Consider the following 20,684-nt stretch of genomic DNA (forward strand, 5'->3'; position numbering starts at 1 on the left):
CGGTTGTTCGAGCGCGTGTCAGTGTACTGTCCGGTCAACCGTCGAGTAAAGCCGCCCGCTGCGCGTCGCGAATCGGGGTGGCCCAAGGTGTACCCTTTCGATATCGTTCGATATTGGCGTTGAGCCCTGGCGGAAAAAATCCTCAAAACATCATGAAAAAACTATTGATCATCGGCATTGGCGCCGGCAACCCCGAGTATGTGACCATGCAGGCGGTCAACGCGCTCAACGAAGTCGACGTTTTCTTCGTGATGGACAAGGGTGTCGCGAAGGAAAAGCTCATTGCGCTGCGTAAGGAAATTATCGAGCGCTATGTGAAGGATCGCAGCTATCGAATCGTCGAGGCGACGAACCCTGAGCGTCGTATCGGCGAAGGCGACTATGTGCGAACCGTCGAGGACCTGAACCGCGACAAGCAGCAGGTGTTCGAGCGCCTGATCGGCGAGGAACTCAAAGAAGGAGAATGCGGTGCGTTTCTCGTCTGGGGCGATCCGTCGCTGTACGACAGCACGATGCGCATCGTCGCCGCGATCTCGCAAAGCGGCCGGCATGCGTTCGAATACGACGTGATTCCGGGCATCAGCAGCGTTCAGGCGCTGGCCGCGAAGCACCGCGTCGCGCTCAATGCAATCGGCCGGCCGCTGCAGATCACGAACGGACGCACGCTAGCGCAAGGTTTTCCGGACGATGTCGATAGCGTCGTCGTGATGCTCGATGCGCAGAACGCATACAGGCAGGTCGCCGACGAAGACCTCGACATGTACTGGGGCGCGTATGTCGGTACCCCCGACGAGATCCTGATCGCGGGAAAACTGCGCGACGTGATGGACGAAATCGAGCGCACGCGTGCCGATGCACGGCAGCGGCATGGATGGATCATGGATACGTATATGTTGAAGCGGCGTGGCAGCGGCGCCGGCGACGAGAGCTGACGCACGCCGTCCGGTTCGCTGCGGCGTGCGCGCGGTCAGAGCGGTCAGTGCGGTCAGTGCGGGGCAGTGCGGGGCAGTGCAAGCGGTTCGAGTTCAGCGTGCGAGCGGCAGCGTCATGAGGCGGCCCAATTGCGGCCGCGCTTCGTTGTCGCCGCATAGACGCAGGCACATCCATGCAGTCGCAAGGTTGCTGCTGACCACGGGCTTGCCGATTTCCGTTTCGATGCGCGCCACGATGCTCGCGGCGCGCAGTGCCGTGCAGGAGATAAACAGCGCATCGGACTGCGTGGACGTCGCCTCCTTGCCGAACGCGACGAGTTCATCTTTGGCGATGCGCGCCATCTGCCGGTCGTCGGTCAGGCCGAGACAAGAAACCTTGTCGAGTTCGAAACCCTGCGCGGCGAAGTAGGCGGCCATCGGCTCCGTGGTCTCGACGGTGTAGGGCGTGAGCACGCTGATGCGGCGCGCGCCGGCTGTTTTCAATGCCGCGACGGCGGCCGCGGTGGGGGTCACGACATGCGCGTCAGGTTTCGCCGCGCGGATCGCGCCGCTGATCGCCGCGTCGCCGATCATCACGGACGCCGACGTGCACGAATACATCACGACGTCGAGCGGATCGTCGGGCAGAATCAGCGCCGCACCCTGTTCGAGTTCGCCTTGCATTGCACGCAGATTCTCCGGCGTAACGGGATTTGCGTAAGGAATCCGGTTCACATAGATGCCGATTTTCTCCGACGCGACGATGCGGGCGAAGTCCGGTTCGGTCGTATGGTCGGTCGCGAGAATCACGAGGCCGATCCGCTTTTCGTGGGTGCGCGTGTCGAGGCGCGGCGCCCGGGCGAGCTGCACGACGGAGGGTGTCATGTTCTTATTGGAGCGGTTGTGAGTATCTTTTTTCGAGCAGCCGCACACCGGTGATCGCTATCAGGCTGATCGCGAGAAACAGCGCACCGACCAGCGTCATGGGTTCGAGATAGCGGTAGTCGGTGTTCGCAATGATCTTCGCTTCGTTCATGAGCTCGAGCACGGTAATTGCGGAAAGCAGCGGCGTTTCCTTGAACATCGCGACCAGATAGTTCGCGAGCGCCGGCACCATCGGCGGCAGTGCCTGCGGCAGGATGATGTGCCGCCACATCTGCAGCGGCGCGAGATTGCACGCCTTGGCCGCTTCCCATTGCCCGCGCGGCACGTTCTCGATGCCCGTGCGATACACCTCGGCCGCGTAGGTCGCATAGTGAATACCGAGCGCGAGCACGCCGGCGGCAAGGGCCGGCATCTTCACGCCGATGTCGGGCAGCACGTAGAACACGAAGTAAAGCTGCACGAGCAGCGGCGTGCCGCGGATAAAGCTCACGGCCGCCGATGTGCCGCGCGACAGCGCGCGGTTCGGCGCGAGCCGCAGAACCGCGAACGCAAGGCCGGCGACCGCGGCGACGATCGAACCAAGCAGCGTGGCGAGCACGGTGATTTCGAGACCCTGCAACAGCGTCGGCAGAATCTGCTGTACGAAGCTCCAGTCCCATTCCATCGCTTACCTCCGCATGCCGTCGAGGCCGAAACTGACGCGCCGTTCGAGCCGGCGCATGCCGAACGTGATGAGCCACGACATCACGAAATAGAGCGCGAGGATCGTCGTGAACGGAATCAGCGTATTGCCCGTTTGCGAACGCACCACTTGCGCCTGAAACGTCATATCGCCGAGCGAGATCAGCGAGACGACAGCGGTGCCCTTCAGCAGCTCGATTGCGTTGTTGCCGAAGGTCGGAATCATCAGCGGCAGCGCTTGCGGCAGAATGACGTGGCGCATCGCCTGGTAGCGCGACAGATTGAGCGCGACACATGCTTGCCGCTGATCGCCGCTGACGGCCTGAACCGCGCCGCGTACGACTTCGGCTGCATAGGCGCCGACGTTCAGGCCGAGCGCGAGTACGCCGGCCTGCAGCGGCGTCACGTCGAAGCCGGCCATCGGCAGCACGAAGTAAGCCCAGAACAGCTGCACGAAAACGGATGTGCCGCGAAAGAATTCGATGTACGCGATCGCCAGTGCACGAACCGCGCTAAACCGCGACACGCGCGCGAGCCCCGCGACAAATGCCGCGACCAGCGCAAGCGCGATGCCGAGCACCGTGAGCTCGACGGTCATCTGCGCGCCTTTCGCGATCAGCAGCAGATATCCGGACCAGTGGTTCATGGGCGCAGCCCTTCGTAGAGTGCGGGTCCCGGCGGCACGTGACGCGTGTTACGTGGCCGCTGGAACCCGCGCATTGCCAGCGTCTGGCGACAGGTGCGCGCCGCTTATTGCTTCGCGGCGCACAGCTTCGCGCGCGTCGTCGACATCGCCGCCTTCGCGGAGAAGCCGTACGGCTCGACGATCTTCGCGAATTCGCCCGAGTCCTTGAGCTTCTTGAGTTCGACGTCGAACTGGTCGCGCAGCGCGGTGTCCTGCTTGCGGAACGCTACGCCGTCGCATTGCACGGGCGTATTCTGGATCGGCGCGAGTTCCTCGAGGTTCGGGTCGTTCGCCTTCGCAAGCAGCTGGCTGATCGACAGCCCCGGCAGCGCGAATGCATCGATGCGGCCGTCCTGCAGCATCTTCAGGCCGCTTTGCCCGTCCGGCACGATAATGAGTCGCTCGTTCGGCACATGCGCGGCCATGGCAAGCTTCTGCTCGGTCGTACCGCCTTCGACGCCGAGCACGGTCTTGCCGTCGGTCGCGATCTGCTCGTAGCTCCTGATCCCTTTCGGGTTGCCCTTTTTGATCGCGAAGGCTTCGACCGCGCACAGCACCGGCTCGGAGTACGCGACGGCCGCGCAGCGCTGTGGCGTCATGAAGAGGCCAGCGGCGATCGCATCGTGACGCCCGACCTGCAGGCCCGGAATCATCGCGCCGTATTCGGAAATCGAGGCGACGATATCGTTGACCCCGAGCTTTTTGAACACCGCACGCGCGACGTCGGGGCCCGCGCCTGTCACCTTGCCGTCGGGCGATACCGCGGTAAACGGCGGCTCGTTTGCGATTGCGATGCGTGCGAAGCCCTGCTTTTTCAGCTGGTCGAGCCTGGCGTCGTCGGCATGGGCGGCGCCTGCGGCGGACAGCGTCGACAGCAAGGCCGACAGCAGCGCCGTGGTCAGAAGTGCTTTGCGTTTGATCATTTTTTGTTCCCGTACGTGAGTGTATGACTGCAATACCAGTGCTCGTGAGTTCAGACGCGATGGCCGGCCGCCAGAATCTTGCGCAGAAACGACTGGGTCCGCTCATGCTTCGGATGACGGAAGATGTCGTCGGGTTTGCCTTCTTCGACGATGCGTCCTTTATCGAAGAACAGCACGCGGTCGGCGAACTCGTGTGCGAAGCCCATTTCATGCGTGACGAGCAGCATCGTCATATCGGTCTCGCGCGCGAGACGCTGCATCACGTTGAGCACTTCCTCGACGAGTTCAGGGTCGAGGGCCGACGTCACCTCGTCGAACAGCATGATCTTCGGCGCCAGTGCCAGCGCCCGCGCGATGGCGACGCGCTGCTTCTGGCCGCCCGACAGCTGCACCGGCCGCGCATCGGCCTTATCGGCGAGGCCCACCATATCGAGCAGTTCGCGCGCGCGTTTTTCCGCGTTCGCGCGGCTTTCGCCCTTGGTCAAGATCGGTGCGAGCGTGATGTTTTCGAGCACGCTCTTGTGCGGGAACAGATTGAAATGCTGAAAGACCATGCCCGTTTTCTGGCGCATCCGCTGCAGGTGTTTTTCGTCGGCCGGCTTTAGCGGCGCGCCGCGCGGGACGTCGTACAGCACGTCGCCGTCCACTTCGATGCGGCCTTCGTTGATCGTTTCGAGCGTCATCAGAATGCGCAGGATCGTCGTCTTGCCGGAACCCGACGGGCCGATCAACGCCAGCTTCTCGCCGGGCATCACATCGAGCGACAAACCGTCGAGTACCGTCAGCGCGCCATAGCGTTTCGTGACGCCGTCCATGCGGATCAGCGGCTTCGTCGCGCGGCACTCCCCGGTGGTCGCCTGTGTTGCCGGCATGCGCGCATGGCTGCGCTCGCTCGCGGCAGCCGCGGCCTGCGTGGCCGCATTCTTTTCAGCAGGCGCGGTGCGTGCCGCAGGCGTTCCCGTGGCACTGCGTGCCGGCTCCGCGGCGTGGCTTGCGCGTGGTAACCCGAGGGCTTGCTGGGTGCTCATCGGCAGATTCCCTTGTGGAGCGTGTCGGATCTGCCGCGGTCGCGACAGTCAATCCAGAATATCGAGCCAAATATTCCGTACGGATTGCTCTAGAACAATCTTTTTCGCCGCGACGCGAGATGTCGTCCTGCAGCACGCGAAAATTGCCAGGGAGTTCGAATAGGTGGCAGGCTCAGCGCGACGTTTGGACCTGTGGCGAGCGCGCGTAGTGGAGAACCCTAAGGCCGCCACGAATTGAACTAGCACAATTCGACGCTGTTTTTGCGGGCTTTAGACTGCGGCCAATCCACAACGAATAGCGCTCGAGGAGGGCAGAATGGCCACTGGAACGCAGCAGTCAGCCGGCGACGCAGGCCGGTTGATATCCGACGATCGCTTGCCGTTCGAGCGTTCCGAATACGACGTGCGAATCGCGAAGACGCGCCGCGCGATGCAGATGGCGGGCATCGAGCTGCTAATCGTCAGCGACCCGACCAACATGGCGTGGCTTACCGGCTACGACGGCTGGTCGTTCTACGTGCACCAGTGCGTGCTGCTCGCGCTCGAAGGCGAGCCCGTCTGGTTCGGCCGCGGTCAGGACGCAAACGGCGCGTTGCGCACGGTCTTCATGCGGCGCGAGAATATCGTCGGTTATCCCGATCATTATGTGCAGTCGACCGAGCGCCATCCGATGGACTACCTCGCGCGCGAAGTCATCGGCGCGCGTGGCTGGCAGGCAAAGCGTATCGGCGTCGAAATGGATAACTACTATTTCAGCGCCGCCGCGTACGGTTCGCTCGTGCAGAACCTGCCGAACGCGAAATGGCACGACGCAACAGGGCTCGTGAACTGGCAGCGCGCCGTGAAGTCGCCGCGTGAGATCGAATACATGCGTGTGGCTGCACGCATCGTCGAGAAGATGCATGCGCATATCGTCGAGAAGATCGAGCCGGGCATGCGCAAGAGCGATCTCGTCGCGGAGATCTATTCGACCGGCATCCGCGGCGTGGCAGGCCACGGCGGCGACTATCCGGCCATCGTGCCGCTGCTGCCGACGGGCGCCGACGCGGCCGCGCCGCATCTGACGTGGGACGACACGCCGTTTGCGAAAGACGCCGGCACGTTCTTCGAAATCGCAGGCTGCTTCAGGCGCTATCACTGCCCGCAGTCGCGCACCGTGTATCTGGGCAAGCCGCCGCGGCATTTCATCGAAGGCGAGCGTGCGGTCGTCGAAGGCATCGAGGCCGGGCTCGCCGTGGCGAAGCCGGGCAATACGTGCGAAGACATCGCCCACGCGTTCTTCGCGGTGCTGCGCAAGGCCGGCATCGAAAAGAACAGCCGCTGCGGCTACCCGATCGGCGCGAGCTATCCGCCGGACTGGGGCGAGCGCACGATGAGCCTGCGTCCCGGGGACAAGACGGTCCTCGAACCGGGCATGACGTTCCACTTCATGCCGGGGCTGTGGCTCGACGACTGGGGGCTCGAAATCACGGAAAGCATCCTGATTACCGATAGCGGCGTCGAGACGTTCTGCAATACGTCGCGCAAGCTGTTCGTGAAGCACTAGACAACAGGGAGGAGACCATGCTTCCGAAGACCATGAAAGCGATCGTGCTGACGGCGCACGGCGGGCTCGACAAGCTCGTCTATCGCGACGATGTGCCGGTCCCCGCATGCGCGGCCGGCGACGTGCTGATCGAAGTGACCGCATGCGGCCTGAACAACACGGACGTCTGGGTGCGCGAAGGCGCGTACGGCACCGACGACGATCCGAACGCAGTATCGACATGGCGACGCGGCCGGTCGACGCTGTCGTTCCCGCGCATTCAGGGCGCGGACATCGTGGGCCGCATCGTCGCGGTGGGCGGCGGCGTGGATCCGTCGCGTCTCGGCGAACGCGTGATGGTCGATGCGTCGATCTATAACCGCGACGACGAGAGCCTCGCCGATATCGACTATATCGGCCATGGCCGCGACGGCGGATATGCCGAGTACGCGGCCGTGCCTGCCGCGAACGCGCATCGCGTCGAGGTCGGCTTTTCGGATGCGGAACTCGCGACATTCTGGTGTGCGTATCACACGGGCGAGCAGATGCTCGAGCGCGCGGCGGTCGCGGCCGGCGATAACGTGCTGATTACCGGCGCATCGGGTGGCGTCGGTTCGGGCATCATCCAGCTTTGCCGTGCGCGCGGCGCCGTGCCGTATGCGGTCGTGGGGGCCGGCAAGGAAGACGCGGTGCGGCGTCTCGGCGCGCAAGGCGTGATGCTGCGCGACAGCAAGGATTTCATCGCGGACGTGAAGGCGATGATGGGCAACCAGCCGGTCGACGTGGTCGCGGATCTGGTCGGCGGTGCGATGTTTGCGCATCTGCTCAATGTGCTAAGGCCCGAAGGCCGTTACACGACAGCGGGCGCGATCGCGGGTCCGGTCGTGCAGCTCGATTTGCGCACGATGTACCTCAAGCATCTGCAATTGAACGGGTCGTCGCAGGGCACGCGTGCGTCCTTCAAACGCGTGCTCGACCATATCGAAAGCGGCAGGATCAAGCCGGTGCTCGCCGCGACCTATCCGTTGTCGCAGTTTCATGAAGCGCAGCGCCGCTTTATGTCGAAGTCGTTTGTCGGCAATATCGTGGTGATTCCCGATCGTCATTATTCGGCCGAGCGGGCGGCCTGACGGTTGCCTGCCGGCTCGCGCGAAAGTCAAAACCGGATCGGATGCGGCGGCAGTTCGCCGCATTCGTAGCGCTCGTGCAAGCCGGGCGTGACGTTCTCCCACACGAGCAGCATCGAGCGCTTCGGCGAATAGCCCTTGTGGCGAATATCGGCCGGCATGGCGGCAATGTCGCCCGGGTTCATCGTGATGCGGGCGCGCGGCTCACCGGTATTCTTGTCGGCGATGTCCCAGACAATCTGATCCGATAGCTGCAGGAACCATTCGACGCGGTCGTTGCCGTGGAAGACCGGCAGCATGAATTCCTCGGTGGTCGGGCAAAAAAGGCTATGCCCGCACACCGATGTCACCGACGGATTCCATGTGACATCGGAGCGCGAAAGATACCTGAACAGATTGAAGGCATGCAGTTGCCCTTCGAAGCCGGGCTGCGCGTGAATTTCCGGTTCGTCCTGCGCAATATCGGCGAACTGGCGATTGATCGGCAAGGCGTCGCGCAGCGGCGAATCGCCGGGCATGCCCGGCATGCGCGTCGTGCCGATCCGCCGGCGCTCGATGGCTGCGAGGTTGTCGCCGCGCTTCGTGCCGAACGCGGAGCCTGTTTCCTCTGGCGCGGCAAATGGGTCGAAGCCTTCGTTGACCCAATCGCGCAGGATGGCCTTGAAGGTGGCGAGGATCTGCGGCGTGCCGAAGCGCTGCGTGTGGTCGATGCGCGCGGTCCGATAGCTCGCGTTGTACGCGCCCGCAAACAGGTCGACGCTGCCGTAGTGGTTGCGCGTGCCGATCACGTCGTCGAAATTGACCCAGCCGTAGAAAAAGTCCCACGCGACGTCGCGCATCATCGCGCGCAAAAAGTCGTCGACGCGCATCTGATGGGTACGGCGCGCACCGTTCGCGTGCCACCCGATCGTGGCGAAGTACGCGTCGCGGCTGAACTCGAAATCGCCGAGCGTGAATGTGCGATAGCCGGTGGACGGGTCGGGCTCGCTCGAAACGACATCGACATTGGGCAAAGCGGGGTTGTTGCTCATCGTGAGCTCCGGAAAAGGTGCTGTATTGCGCGGGTGGGCGCTATATCGGGCGTAGCAAGCGCTGTTTGAGCGGGCCGCTGCGCTTGTCTGCCGCGTTGATTCGCCGCGTTGATCTGGGGCGGTACGTTCACGCGGTTATCGGATGCAGATCTCGGCCCACTTCTGCACCGAGTGCTGTCCGAGCATCGTCTGCAGTAGCAGCACGCCGTCGTTCGCGGCGACGAAGCGATAGGCCGCGCCGGCTGGCAGCAACGCCTGATGTCCGCGCCGCAGGCGCACGTAGCCCATCGATTGCCCTTGCGGTTCGTCATCGAAACGCACGCTGCCCTGCGTAGACGGTTCGACGAGCGGCGCTTTGACCGCTTTGACGAACTGTACGTCGACCGTGCCGTCGAGCACGATCGCGAACTCGTCATGTGCTGCGGCGAACCATGCGGATGTGCGATGCGCTCTGAGCACCTCGATCACGTAGTCGAGGTTGCGGCCGACGACGACCTTTTCGTACGGAAGCGCGCCGCTCGCGACTTCGAAGACATTGGACATCGCAAAGTGCGCCGCGCTGCCGTTGACGGTTTCGATCGTTCCTTTTTGATAATTGTCGAGACTGGCTAACCACGTCCGTTGTTGCATCGATTCGCTCTCCAGGAAATTCGGTGATGCGCGCATTTGACCAAACGTTTTTTGCGGACGGCATACGTGTCGGAACAGGCGGCACTGGAAACGAAGCCGGCGCCTGTCGAGTGAATGGCGAAGAATCAGGAAGAAATAACAATCTGCCATTTAATGAATCACCCATAACGGAGGTTGGTCGATTGCTTATTCGTGTGTTGCAGGAAATTGCATTTTTTTGGTATTCCTTTGCATTGGAATAATCTGTTTTCCTATATTTGCGGCATTCGTTTCCGGTGTGCGAATAACTGAATCAAACCGTCATGTGTCTCGTCCGTGGCCCCCGCCCGCCTGTCGTCGCGCGCGTTCAAAGCTCCCCGTTCGCTTGTCTGACACGTTTCCTGAAATCATGTAATTCATCTCGCATCGCGTCGGAAAATGTGTAGAATTCCCACTTGTTTTTAATCGAAGCCCGATTAATCGATCCGTGATTTCGCATTGCACGAAAATACCAATATGTGAATCGAAGGTTACAAATAACTTGTAATCCATATAGTTAAAGGAGCTGACCACTCTCAAGGTCGCATTTATGCGATGGCATTGGACTCGAAACGATCCATCAGCCTTCGCGTTCAGGAGACAACCATGAAAAAGAACGCGGCATTCGGCGTTCTCGCTTTGCTTCTCGCATCGGCTGCTCACGCGCAGTCTTCCGTCACGTTGTATGGCCGGATCGACTCCGGCATCGAGTATATGAACGGCGTGCCGGCCGGCTCAGGTCCCAACGGTGCCGCTAACCGCGAGTCGTCGCGGTTTCGCGCCGAGAGCGGCGACTGGGGCACGAGCCTGTGGGGCTTGAAGGGCTCAGAAGACTTGGGCAATGGTTATGCCGCGGTGTTTCACCTCGAAGGCGCGTTCAGCACGACGACCGGCGCGGGCAGCACCGACGGCCTCTTCGATCGCTACGCAACGGTCGGTATTGCAAGCGAGCGCTTCGGTACGCTGCTGCTCGGCCGCGAGCTGTTTATCTCGAACGGGGTATGGGACTTCGATCCGTTCGGGCAGTCGAACTGGTCGTCGGCGTCGCTCGTGCGTGGCCGCAACTGGCTGCATTCGAGCAACACGATCTCGTTCCAGACGCCGAAGTTCTCGGGCTTCGACGCATTCGGACAGTACGCGCTCTCGAATGCGACGAACTTCAACGGCAACGGTACGACGCCGCAAGGCCGCTGGGCGGGGCTGCAGCTGACCTATACGACGGCTCATGTGCAGGTGCGCGGCATCTACGACGAGATTCGCGATGCGCAAAACGGTCTGCTCGACGATCCGTTCACTGCGTCGCGCGAGTACACGGCGGCGGTCAACCTGTTCTTTGGGCCGTTCAAGATTCAAGGCGCGTATCAGGCAATCCGTACCTCCGGTGCGCCGGCCACCGCGGGCGTATCGCCGACCACGCTCGATCACGAATGGGGCGGCGTGACGTGGCAGATCTCGCCGGCGGCTGCGCTCATCGCAGCCGTGTATCACGTGAACGCGAACAAGGGCGCAGGCAACGCGACGCTTTATTCGGTCGGTGGCAGCTACAACCTGTCGAAGCGGACCCTGCTCGACTTCCAGGTCGCGACGGTGCAGAACAGCAGCACGGCGAACTTCGGCCTGAACGCGAACAATGCGGGCAATACGGTCGCAACGGATAACCCGCTCGTCGGACATAGCCAGTCGGGCGTGTACGCCGGCATCCAGCATTCGTTCTGAGTGCGGTTTGCGGCGTCGTGGCCAATCGCAAGCGAGGCCGTGGATATCCCGCGGCCTTGCATACGATCGAACGACGACAGTCGAACGGCTAAGCGGCTGATTCGAAGTATCCCGCCGCATCGATATCGTCGAGCAGACCCGGCTGCGTGGGCTGCCAGCCGAGTACCTCACGCGTGCGCTGGCTCGACGCGGCCGCATCGATCATGGCGAAGCACGCGAACCAGCCGAAATGCGCAGCGGCTGCTTCAGGCGCCAGTGCGACGACCGGCACACCGACGCCGCGTCCGATCGCTTGCGCGATCTCCCTGAACGCAATGCCCGGTTCGTCGATCGCGTGATATTTCGCGGCGGCTGCGCGCCGCTCTAGCGCGAGCCGGAACGCGCGCGCCGCATCGCGCCGATGCACGGCGGGCCAGCGATTGAGTCCGTCGCCGATATAAGCGGACACGCCTTTCTCGCGTGCCACACGGATCAGATGCGCAACGAAGCCACGATCGCCACGGCCGTGAACCGAAGGCGCGAGCCGCACCACCGACGCAAGCACGCCGCGCGCGGCAAGCGCCATCGCCGTTGCCTCGGACGAGCGCGGATACGCGTCGGACACCGGCACCGGGCCGTCATCCTCGGTTGCGACGCGTCCCTGTGCGAGCAGCGCAACGCCGGACGTGACGAGTAAGGGCCTTTGCGAGCCTTCGAGCACGCTGCCGATCGCTTCGATCGCCTGTCGTTACCTTCGGTTCGACGCGATACTTGTCATGCACGTCAAAAATTCGTATCGCGATGCAAGGGTGTGCCAGGGATTACCCGGTTGACCGCGTTGCAGCGGTCGTTTAATTTCGTTTGGCGCTGGACAAGGTCAAAGCCGATACACCCCAGGCGCAAACGGTTCAGGCGCGATGCATGCGGCCCGCATGTCGCGTGACCGATCGGCCCCGCATACGCGGCCGCCAGACGGCCGGGTTCAGGAGGAGACGACGCGATGAAGGAAAAGGCCCGCTGGCTGGTGATTTTCTTCTGCTTTCTGGCAATCGCGGTCAACTATATCGACCGCGCCAATCTCGCGGTCGCAGCGCCTCACATCATGAAGGAACTCGGCATCGGGCCGGCCGGCATGGGACTCTTGCTAAGCGGTTTTTTCTGGACCTATGCGGTCATGCAGTTGCCGTTCGGCTGGTTCATCGACCGCATCGGCGCGCGCATCGCGCTGCCGCTCGCGGTCGGATGGTGGTCGGTGTTTACGGCGGCGACGGCAGTGGCAAGCGGCTTTGCCGCGATGTTCGGCTGCCGCCTGATGCTCGGCGCCGGCGAGGCGGGCGCTTACCCGTCGTGTGCGAAACTCGTGAGCCAATGGTTTGCGCGCGACGAGCGGGCGCTTGCCACGAGCATTTACGACAGCGGCTCGCGCACGGGCTCCGCACTATCTCTGCCGATCGTTGCGGCAATCATCGCCGCCTGGGGATGGAAGGCATCGTTCGTGATAACCGGTGCGCTCGGCGCCGTGTGGATTCTCGGCTGGGTTGCGTTATATCGCGAGCCCGCTGCCAATGCCGTTTTCGAGCGACGCAAACCGGCTGCCGGAACCCACGCCGCGCAAGCCGGCGCTTCGTCTGCCGGGCCTGCGATCCGCTGGAGCACGCTGTTTCGCTACCGCACCGTGTGGGGCATGATGTTCGGCTTCTTCTGCCTGAACTTCGTTATCTATTTCTTTATCACGTGGTTCCCGAGCTATCTCGTCGAGGTGCGCGGCTTCTCGCTGAAGTCGCTCGGCACGCTCGGCACCTTGCCTGCAATCGCGTCGATTCCGGGCGGCTGGTTCGGCGGCTGGCTTTCCGATGCACTCGTGAAGCGCGGCTGGAGTGCAACCGCCGCGCGCAAGACCTGCATCGTGGGCGGCATGCTGCTCTCTTCGGTGATCACGCTGACCGCGGTCGTGCCGGGCATCTACGAGATGCTCGCGCTTTTCGCCGTCGCCTATGGCAGCCTCGCGGCCGCGGCGGCAAGCATCTGGTCGCTGCCCGCGGACGTTGCACCGACACCGCAACACGTCGCGTCGCTCGCGGGCATCCAGAACTTCGCATCGAATCTCGCCGGCATTGCGCTGACGACTTTCACGGGAATCATGCTGCAACTGACCAAAGGCTCGTTCACGATTCCGCTCGTGGTGGCCGGCGTATTCTGCGTGCTTGGTGCGGTGAACTACCTGTTTATCGTTGGCCGTGTGGAACCGCTGGATACGAAGCATGCCGACGCGATCGAGCAGGAAACGTACGCGCGCCATTCGTAAGGCAGCAAGCGAATAGCGCAGCAGCGCAGCAATACGCATTCACGCCACGTTATGTCATCGCGCAGGCTTTGCGCGTCACCCGTTCACCTCTGCGTTGTTGCCCATGTCAAAACATGAACCCGCGTCGTATTCCGAAGTGATCGTCGGCGTGGACGCGCTGCATGCGTTCGTCGTGTCGATCTGGCAGGCCGCCGGCAGCACGCCGCGCGAGGCCGCGCTCGTGGCCGACCATCTCGTCGAAGCGAGTCGTTGCGGCCACGACTCGCATGGCGTCGGCATGATTCCGCGCTATATCCGCGCATGCCGCGAAGGCGAGTTGAAGCTCAACGCGCACGCGCAGCTCGTGCGCGACGCCGGCGCCGTGCTGACGATGGAAGGCGGCCGCGGCTTTGGACAAGTCATCGCATTCGAAGCGATGGAACGCGGCATCGAGCGAGCGATGCAGATCGGCATCTGCGCGGTCGGTCTGCGCAATGCGCATCATATCGGGCGCATTGGGCATTGGGCCGAGCAATGCGCACGCGCGGGGCTCGTGTCGTTTCATTTCGTCAATGTCGCGGGCGATCCGCTCGTTGCGCCATTCGGCGGCATCGACCGCCGCTTCGGCACGAATCCATTCTGCGCGGCGTTTCCGCGCGCAGGGCGCGCGCCGCTCGTGCTCGACTTCGCGACGAGCGCGGTCGCGGCGGGCAAGGTGCGCGTCGCGTTCAACAAGGGCATCGAAACGCCCGCGGGCGCCTTGATCGATGTCGACGGCCGGCCAACGCGTGACCCGGGCGCGTTGTTCAGCGAAGGCCAGCATGGCGCGCTGCTCGCGTTCGGCGGTGCGGTGGCGGGACACAAGGGCTCGGGTCTCGCGGCAATGTGCGAAATTTTCGCGGGCGCGCTCAGCGGTGGCTTCACTTCGCGAACGGAAACGATCGTGGCGACCCATGCAATCGTCAACTGCATGTTGTCGGTGATCGTCGACCCGGCTGCATTCGACGCACCGAACAGGGACACCGAGGCGGATGCGTTTGTCGACTGGCTCAAAGCGACGCGGCGCGTCGAAGGTGTCGACGAAGTGCTGCTGCCCGGCGAACGCGAAGATGCGGTACGCCGCGAGCGCACCGCGCGGGGCATTCCGGTCGATCTGACGAGCTGGACGCAGATTATCGACGCGGCGCGCGCGGCGGGGATGACGGACGCCGCGATTGCGCAGTACGAGGCGCGTTGACCGTTTCGCCCGGTGTAGCGCGCGCAAGCTCGGCGCGCGCGAATTCGACGAAACGCCTGACCACCGCATTGTCGCGATCGCTTTGCCACGCAAGGCCGATCTGCCAGCGCGCGGAGGCGTCGCGCAACGGAATGATCCGCGCATCGCGCAACAGATATTGCGTGCGCGACGGCAGAAACGCCGCGCCGACACCGGCCGCCACCGCGGCGAGAATGGACTGGATGTCGTCCGCCTGCTGAACGATGTTCGGCACGAAATGATGCTCGCTGCACCACTGATCGATTTGCGCGGCGAGCCCCGGACCCTGGCGCCGCGATAGCGCAATCAAACCGAGTTCGTTCAGCGTTTGCAGATTCGCCGGCAGGCGCTTCCAGCGCACATGCTCGGGCACGGCAAGCGCGAGCGTTTCATCGATCACGCGAAACACGGATAGGCCGTGATCGGCGGGCAATCGCACAAAGCCAATTTCGAGTTGACCGGCGAGCAACCGTCGCGTCTGCTCCGCCGACGACAGATCGTGCAAGGTCACGCTGATATCCGGATGCCGCTGCCGGAACTCGGCAATCAGCCGCGGTGCGATGGTCAGCGTCGACAAACCCAGTCCGACACGCAGAAACCCGCGCTTGCCGCCGCTCGCTTCGCGTGCGCGCGCGAGCACGTCGTCGGCATCGCGAACCAGCATTTCGGCGTCGGCAAGGAAGGTTTCACCGAATACGGTCAGTTCGGCGCCATGCCTGCCGCGCTCGAACAATTTCGCACCGACGCTTTCTTCGAGCGCAGCGATCTGCTTGCTCAGCGCGGGCTGGCTCAGCGCAAGCGAATCGGCTGCGCGGCCGAAGTGCTTCATGCGAGCGACGGTGAGAAACGCGCGGAGCAGGCGAAGTTCCATTCCAAAAGGCGATCAGAGGCGTAAAAATATTCATTTTACTTATTGATAGCGTGGGAGTTCAATGGGTGCATTCCCAGTTGGAGTGCATCATGACGTCGCCTTCCAGTTCGACGCTGCGGATCGCCGCTATTTCGCTTGTTTCGCGTCGCGGCGAAGCGCGCGATAACGTGTCGCGGATCGTTGCCTTGCTCGAAGAGGCCGCGCGCGCGGGCATCGCGCTCGCGGTGTTTCCGGAGGCGTGTATTAGCGGCGTGAGAGCGGGTCGTGTGTCGGACGCTGCAGCCGATGTCGCGACGCCGAGGCTTGAAGAACTGCGCGCCGTCGCCGAACCGCTCGATGGTCCATCGATCAGCCTGGTCGCGCAGGCAGTCGAACGAACCGGCGTCGCGGCCGGCGTCGGATGGATCGAGCGCGGCGACGGGCGGCGCCTGTTCAATAGCTACGTCGTTTGCATGCCGGACGGCACGCGTCATTGTCATCGTAAGCTGCATGTGCACGGCGGCCGGCTTGGCAGTGGAAGCCGCTTTACGGTGTTCGATACGCACTGGGGCGTGCGCGTCGGCATTCTGATCGGCACCGATAACGAGCTCGTTGAAAACGCGCGCGTGACTGCGTTGATGGGCGCGACGTTATTGCTCGCGCCATATCGGTGCGAGCGCACAGGCCCCCGCGGCACGGTCGAAGTGCTTCGCCGCGCGCTGCCCGGGCGTGCACTCGATAACGGCACATTTATCGCAATGGCCGCTGGCCGCGACGACGCGTCCGGCGATGAAGCTGACGATGAAGCCCGCGGCCAGTGCGCGGCGATGATCGTCGACCCGCACGGCGACGTGCTGGCCGATTCGATCGATTGCCACGGCATTGCTTCGGCCAACCTGGACCTTGCACTTGCGAATGCGCGCGTCGTGCAGCTTTGGCGCGCGGCGCGGCGTCCCTCCTTGTACCGTCCGCTGACGGCAACCGGCTCGCACAACGACGATTTCGAGCCGTTGCCGGAGATCGGGCAGGCGACGGCGCGTGGCGCGGTCCCGATCAGCTTTGCCGTTGTACGCAGAGGCACGAAGCCGCCATCGTCGGGCGGTGCGCGCTGAATGCGTTCCGCGTTCCGCTGAGACGCGCACGACGAGCAGCGTTGAAAATTCGGGGGGCTTAGCATGGCGATCGTTGTGTACGCATCGAAGCGATTGTGGGGGCAACTGAAAAAAAGGGGAGCTCGCTGTGCGGCACAGACCGTACGCCGGCAAGCCGCAACGGACCGGCGCGATCATGGTGCAGTTCGCGCGAGTGGTGGTCGGGCGAGGGCATGGCGGGGCGCCCTACGATCTGAAGCAGCGCATCAGACGAAGCCGCCCTAAGAAACGCGTGCAGACCGACAAACTCGACGAAGCCGCGCTTGCATGGGCGCGCGAACGTCCGGACCTCGATCTGTGCCGGATGGGGCTGTTCATGTGCATCAAGCAGGCGCAATACATGCACGAGCGGCGCTTACGGTGATCTCCCAGTCGGTTTGCCGTCGATGTCGGCGAACTGCATGTACTGCTTGCGTTGCGCCGCGTCGGCGCACCGTACGCGATGCGGCCGACCGATCTGTTCCGGGCGCTGCTCGCCACGTCCGGCACCATGACCAAGCGCATCGATCGGCTCGAGCGGGCGAAGCTCGTCGCGCGCGTCGCCGACGCTGAAGACCTGCGTGCGTCGAACATCGTGCTCACCGCGGCGGGCGTCAAGGCGACCGATGCGGGAATGGAGCGGATCGCGGAGGGTCTCGGCGCATTGCGCGAGGCGATCGGCATGAGCGACGAAGAGTCCGGCGAGGCGGACGCTTACCTCGGGCGCATTCTGTCGGCGTTCTGATGGTCCGTGGCGGTTGACGGCGCAATGGCGCCGTCCGCAGTGTCCCGTTCGCAGAACGCTGTACGTCTTTGGTGAAGTATCTTCTCGGGAAGATACTTCCATCAGAGACCTCGCTAACGTTTGGGAAATCTTAATTCATCAGGTTCGAGGAAGCTGCGAACCGATGCGGATTTGCAGGCGCCGCGCACTTCAGTCGTCTTTCAGGCAGCGGTACGGCGTGGCGCCGCGCGAATATGCAGGCGTCTATGCGTGCAGCTCGGCAAATGCCGGAGCCGAGACGTGCAGCACCTCGTAACTGCGTGCGCGGTGCGAATGCGTAGGCAGCTGTCGTTGCGAAATCGCCCAGAAGTCGAATCGAACGAGTCTCCAGTTGGTCGGGTCGAGCCCGACTGCGCGCGCGAGCAGACCGGGAGTGCGTTCGACGGCATCGAGCGCGGCATCGGTTTCGCGCCTCGAGCGCTCGATGAGATCGGCATCGCCATGAAGCACTTCGTCTTCGCGCGTGAGCGCGACGATGGCGCGCGGATCCGTCAATCGCACCGAGCGCGCATACGCGAGGCCCGGCCATGCTTCGACGGGCGGCGTGCCGAACGATTGCTTGATGCCCGCAAATCCCGGGCCGGCCAGGAAGCCCCACATCGCGTCGATACGCGGCCATAGATATACGGGTGCGTACTGGTTGCTTTGCGCGCCGAACCGGCCACGCTCGCGAATCAGAAAGCATTTGAGGCCAAGCCCGTCTAACGTATCGAACGCGGGACCTTTGCTCGCGACGCGCTCGCGGATCGCCTGCATGTCGTAATCGGCGGGTAGCGTGATCGAGTATTGCATGATGAACATAGCGTCTCCTTTGAGTCCTGCCGTGGCTTACTCGTCCTTCACATATGACGCAAGGCCGTTGCCAAAGGACCAGTCGTCCCTGTGGTTCGGCGACAGCACCACCTGCACATCTTCAGGCCGCATGCCGGCGTTCGCCGAAAGCCGCGCGGCGAGCGCGCGATAGAGCGCCCGTTTGGTTGCGGTATCGCGCCATCGGCCCGCCGCGATGTGGATGAACACGAGGTCGTCGCTGCGCGCGACGCCCAGATAGTGCGCGTCGTAGATCATTTCCGCGGGCTCGCGCTGCTCGATGATCTGGAAGCGGTCGTCTGGATGCACGTTGTACGTATCGACGAGAGCCTGATGGACGGTGTCGGCGATCGCGCCCAACTGCGCCTGCGATCGGCCTTTCAGTAACGAAATACGGACGAGTGGCATGCCGGTCTCCGTTCGCGAACAGCAATAGGACTGCGCACGCAAACACCGAATGGATCGATTGCTGCGCATACAATGAAGGCGATGCCCGACGGCGGACGCGCACTGCCGGCAAGCGCACGCGAGGTTGCCGCGACTGCTTGCGGCGGCGCGCGCCTCGCCTTGCATCGAGAATACGGAACAACGCCGTTCACGAAAATCGCAAACTTTCAAACTGACCTATCGGAAATATCGAACTATGGCGGTCCGTACCAACCTCGATATGGATGTGCTGCGCACCTTCGTGCTTGGCTTCGAACTCGGCAGCTTCGCGCGGGCAGCGGACCGGCTGGGACGTTCGCAATCGGCCGTCAGCGCGCAATTGCACAAGCTCGAAGAGCAGATCGGCACGCCCCTCGTGCAGAAGTCGGGTCGCGGCCTTGCGCTGACGACAGCGGGGGAATCGCTGCTCAGCTATGCGAAGCGATTGCTCGAACTCAACGACGAAGCAGTGGAGACGATCCGCGGTGCGGATCTCGAAGGATGGGTGCGTCTTGGCTTGCCGCAGGATTTTGCCGATACGTTTCTGCCGTCGGTGCTCGGACGCTTTGCAAGGGCGCATCCGAAAGTGCGTGTCGAAGTGCAGGTCGACGCGAGTGCGCGGCTGATCGAAAAGACGCTCAGAGGCGATCTCGACGTGGCGCTCGCATGGGGCAACAGCAGCGGCACGCCGTACGCCGAGTGGGTCGCGAACCTGGCGATCGCATGGGTCGGGCTGCCCGACTCGGGCAACATCCGCGATGGCGGCGGCAGCGCCGGCGCCGATCCGCTGCCGCTCGTCGCCTTTGAGCCGCCGTGCTCGTTTCGCGCGGCCGGTATTGCCGCGCTTGACGAGGCGGGCATTGCGTGGCGGCTCGTCTTTACGAGCCCGAGCCTGTCGGGCCTTTGGGCCGCTGCCGAAGCGGGGCTCGGCATCACCGTGCGCACGACGATCGCGATGCCGCGCTCGCTCGCCGTGCTCGATCCGCTTGCAACGGGTTTGCCCGTGCTGCCGCCGATTCCGCTGTCGCTGCACCGCAAGGATCGGGAAGCGAGCCCGGTGGTGCGCCGCCTGACCGAAATCGTGCTGGACACGGTGCTCGAAGAGATCAACGCGGCCTGATCGCCGGCTTATTCAACCTGTTGCGCGATGTGTCCCGCGACCTGTTTGGCGACGCCATCGGCGGCGGTCCGGTCCGCTGCAACCGGCTCTTCCAGATGGGCGGCAAAACCGGCCTTACCCGGCGCGATATCGGCCTTTAACGTCAGCGCCGGAATGTCGTACGCGCCGCGATTTTGCGGACGATACGGAATCGGCTCGCGCGTGAAGAGCGTGTCGAGCCGCTCGCCGAGCGCGTCACGCACGATCGCGTACCGCGCGTCGTCGATCCGGCTCATGCGATAGGCGACGAACGGCGGCAGCACCGCGAAGCCCGGGTAATAGAGCATTCCGTGCTGGATCGGAAAGAGGATATCGTCGATCGGGCCGTTGATGCCGCGCGGCGCGTAGTGCGATTCCCATCCGCCGGTCGTGACGATCAGCATGGCCCGCTTGCCCGCGAACGTGCCTTCGCCATAGCGGTCACCCCAGTGCCGATCCGAATGCTCGCCTACGCCATAAGCAAAACCATGCGCATAGATGCGTTCGAACCATCCTTTCAGGATCGCCGGCATCGAAAACCACCACAGCGGAAACTGCAGCAGCACGGCGTCGGCCCAGCGCAGCTTGTCCTGCTCGCGCGCAACGTCTTCGCGTTGCAGACCGTTGGCGAATGCGTGGCCGGATTCGGTTGCCGGATTGAAGCGCGCATTCGCATCGCGCGACGGAAAGTCGTGCACGTCGAGCGTGGTCTTCCAGTTCATCGCGTACAGGTCCGACACCTGCACCGTGTGCCCGGCCTGTTCGAGACGCTGTACCGCGAAGTCGCGCAGCGACCCGTTCAGCGAGCGCGGTTCAGGATGGGCATAGACGATCAGAACGTTCATGGCGGAAATCTCCGTAGGTGAAT

General features: G+C 63.3%; 22 protein-coding genes and 1 pseudogene. 11 read left to right on the forward strand and 12 right to left on the reverse strand.

Translation table 11 applies throughout. The features are described 5' to 3' along the window. Positions 1-152 precede the first annotated feature (152 nt). On the forward strand, positions 153-932 hold the full coding sequence (gene cobF, locus BTO02_RS06290; RefSeq protein ID WP_075156311.1) for a precorrin-6A synthase (deacetylating): 780 nt from the start codon (positions 153-155) through the stop codon (positions 930-932). A 93-nt stretch (positions 933-1,025) separates the two neighbouring features. Here cobF and eutA read toward each other — a convergent pair whose 3' ends face one another. The 5 genes from eutA to ehuA all read right to left on the reverse strand — a co-directional run bounded on the left by eutA (position 1,026) and on the right by ehuA (position 4,957). Then, entirely contained in the window at positions 1,026-1,796 is a 771-nt protein-coding gene (gene eutA / locus BTO02_RS06295) for an ectoine utilization protein EutA (protein ID WP_075156312.1), read from the reverse strand. A gap of 4 nt (positions 1,797-1,800) precedes the next feature. Further along, a complete protein-coding gene (gene ehuD, locus BTO02_RS06300) occupies positions 1,801-2,460 on the reverse strand; it encodes an ectoine/hydroxyectoine ABC transporter permease subunit EhuD (RefSeq protein WP_075156313.1) in 660 nt (219 codons plus the stop codon). Between the two features lie 3 nt (positions 2,461-2,463). After that, entirely contained in the window at positions 2,464-3,123 is a 660-nt protein-coding gene (gene ehuC, locus BTO02_RS06305; protein ID WP_075156314.1) for an ectoine/hydroxyectoine ABC transporter permease subunit EhuC, read from the reverse strand. A 104-nt stretch (positions 3,124-3,227) separates the two neighbouring features. Beyond that, positions 3,228-4,085 (reverse strand): ectoine/hydroxyectoine ABC transporter substrate-binding protein EhuB, encoded by an 858-nt coding sequence (gene ehuB / locus BTO02_RS06310; RefSeq protein ID WP_075156315.1) that lies wholly within the window; start codon positions 4,083-4,085, stop codon positions 3,228-3,230. Between the two features lie 50 nt (positions 4,086-4,135). Next, positions 4,136-4,957, reverse strand: a complete 822-nt coding sequence (gene ehuA / locus BTO02_RS06315) for an ectoine/hydroxyectoine ABC transporter ATP-binding protein EhuA (RefSeq protein WP_075158642.1) — start codon at positions 4,955-4,957, stop codon at positions 4,136-4,138. A 472-nt stretch (positions 4,958-5,429) separates the two neighbouring features. Here ehuA and doeA point away from each other — a divergent pair, with 472 nt between their 5' ends. Together doeA and BTO02_RS06325 are read left to right on the forward strand one after the other, a co-directional pair. Then, a complete protein-coding gene (gene doeA / locus BTO02_RS06320; protein WP_075156316.1) occupies positions 5,430-6,659 on the forward strand; it encodes an ectoine hydrolase DoeA in 1,230 nt (409 codons plus the stop codon). Between the two features lie 17 nt (positions 6,660-6,676). Beyond that, complete coding sequence (locus BTO02_RS06325) at positions 6,677-7,768, forward strand: alcohol dehydrogenase family protein (RefSeq protein WP_075156317.1); 1,092 nt, start codon at positions 6,677-6,679, stop codon at positions 7,766-7,768. A 26-nt stretch (positions 7,769-7,794) separates the two neighbouring features. Here the strand turns inward: BTO02_RS06325 and BTO02_RS06330 are convergent, their stop codons facing one another. Next, positions 7,795-8,796 carry a hydroxyquinol 1,2-dioxygenase gene (locus BTO02_RS06330; protein WP_075156318.1) on the reverse strand — a complete coding sequence of 334 codons (1,002 nt, stop codon included), beginning with the start codon at positions 8,794-8,796 and terminating at the stop codon, positions 7,795-7,797. A gap of 135 nt (positions 8,797-8,931) precedes the next feature. Next, positions 8,932-9,426: a hydroxyquinol 1,2-dioxygenase gene (locus BTO02_RS06335; protein WP_075158643.1), complete on the reverse strand. Its 495-nt coding sequence runs from the start codon at positions 9,424-9,426 to the stop codon at positions 8,932-8,934. Between the two features lie 26 nt (positions 9,427-9,452). On the opposite strand from BTO02_RS06335, the gene BTO02_RS34155 reads away from it, so the two are divergent. Together BTO02_RS34155 and BTO02_RS06340 are read left to right on the forward strand one after the other, a co-directional pair. Continuing rightward, positions 9,453-9,668: a hypothetical protein gene (locus BTO02_RS34155; RefSeq protein ID WP_156883764.1), complete on the forward strand. Its 216-nt coding sequence runs from the start codon at positions 9,453-9,455 to the stop codon at positions 9,666-9,668. Positions 9,669-10,050: 382 nt separating this feature from the next. Continuing rightward, positions 10,051-11,160, forward strand: coding sequence for a porin (locus BTO02_RS06340; RefSeq protein ID WP_075156319.1), 1,110 nt, complete (start codon positions 10,051-10,053; stop codon positions 11,158-11,160). Between the two features lie 88 nt (positions 11,161-11,248). On the opposite strand, the pseudogene BTO02_RS06345 reads toward BTO02_RS06340, so the two are convergent. Beyond that, positions 11,249-11,887, reverse strand: a pseudogene (locus BTO02_RS06345) (NAD-dependent epimerase/dehydratase family protein); the annotation flags it as partial. Between the two features lie 252 nt (positions 11,888-12,139). Between BTO02_RS06345 and BTO02_RS06350 the strand changes: the two are divergent. Next, a complete protein-coding gene (locus BTO02_RS06350) occupies positions 12,140-13,444 on the forward strand; it encodes an MFS transporter (RefSeq protein WP_075156321.1) in 1,305 nt (434 codons plus the stop codon). A 103-nt stretch (positions 13,445-13,547) separates the two neighbouring features. Further along, a complete protein-coding gene (locus BTO02_RS06355; protein WP_075156322.1) occupies positions 13,548-14,660 on the forward strand; it encodes a malate/lactate/ureidoglycolate dehydrogenase in 1,113 nt (370 codons plus the stop codon). Here the strand turns inward: BTO02_RS06355 and BTO02_RS06360 are convergent. Further along, positions 14,596-15,549 (reverse strand): LysR family transcriptional regulator, encoded by a 954-nt coding sequence (locus BTO02_RS06360; protein ID WP_083615009.1) that lies wholly within the window; start codon positions 15,547-15,549, stop codon positions 14,596-14,598. The two genes, BTO02_RS06355 and BTO02_RS06360, sit on opposite strands and share 65 nt — an antisense overlap. 89 nt (positions 15,550-15,638) lie before the next feature. Here BTO02_RS06360 and BTO02_RS06365 point away from each other — a divergent pair, with 89 nt between their 5' ends. The 3 genes from BTO02_RS06365 (at position 15,639) to BTO02_RS06375 (ending at position 17,403) form a co-directional block, all read left to right on the forward strand. After that, the gene (locus BTO02_RS06365; RefSeq protein ID WP_075156323.1) at positions 15,639-16,640 is read left to right on the forward strand and encodes a nitrilase-related carbon-nitrogen hydrolase; all 1,002 of its coding nucleotides are present in this window, start codon (positions 15,639-15,641) and stop codon (positions 16,638-16,640) included. 127 nt (positions 16,641-16,767) lie between these two features. Further along, complete coding sequence (locus BTO02_RS06370; protein ID WP_075156324.1) at positions 16,768-17,043, forward strand: hypothetical protein; 276 nt, start codon at positions 16,768-16,770, stop codon at positions 17,041-17,043. A 42-nt stretch (positions 17,044-17,085) separates the two neighbouring features. Further along, a complete protein-coding gene (locus BTO02_RS06375) occupies positions 17,086-17,403 on the forward strand; it encodes a MarR family winged helix-turn-helix transcriptional regulator (RefSeq protein ID WP_332262263.1) in 318 nt (105 codons plus the stop codon). 243 nt (positions 17,404-17,646) lie between these two features. Here the strand turns inward: BTO02_RS06375 and BTO02_RS06380 are convergent, their stop codons facing one another. Both BTO02_RS06380 and BTO02_RS06385 read right to left on the reverse strand, forming a co-directional pair. Continuing rightward, entirely contained in the window at positions 17,647-18,243 is a 597-nt protein-coding gene (locus BTO02_RS06380) for a DUF4865 family protein (RefSeq protein WP_075156326.1), read from the reverse strand. A gap of 27 nt (positions 18,244-18,270) precedes the next feature. Beyond that, positions 18,271-18,660: a tautomerase family protein gene (locus BTO02_RS06385; RefSeq protein ID WP_075156327.1), complete on the reverse strand. Its 390-nt coding sequence runs from the start codon at positions 18,658-18,660 to the stop codon at positions 18,271-18,273. Positions 18,661-18,895: 235 nt separating this feature from the next. Here BTO02_RS06385 and BTO02_RS06390 point away from each other — a divergent pair, with 235 nt between their 5' ends. Further along, on the forward strand, positions 18,896-19,798 hold the full coding sequence (locus BTO02_RS06390) for a LysR substrate-binding domain-containing protein (RefSeq protein ID WP_075156328.1): 903 nt from the start codon (positions 18,896-18,898) through the stop codon (positions 19,796-19,798). An 8-nt stretch (positions 19,799-19,806) separates the two neighbouring features. On the opposite strand, the gene BTO02_RS06395 is transcribed toward BTO02_RS06390, so the two are convergent. Further along, the gene (locus BTO02_RS06395; protein ID WP_075156329.1) at positions 19,807-20,661 is read right to left on the reverse strand and encodes an NAD(P)H-dependent oxidoreductase; all 855 of its coding nucleotides are present in this window, start codon (positions 20,659-20,661) and stop codon (positions 19,807-19,809) included. Positions 20,662-20,684: the final 23 nt, after the last annotated feature.

The organism is Paraburkholderia sp. SOS3 (genome assembly GCF_001922345.1).
Lineage (GTDB): Bacteria > Pseudomonadota > Gammaproteobacteria > Burkholderiales > Burkholderiaceae > Paraburkholderia.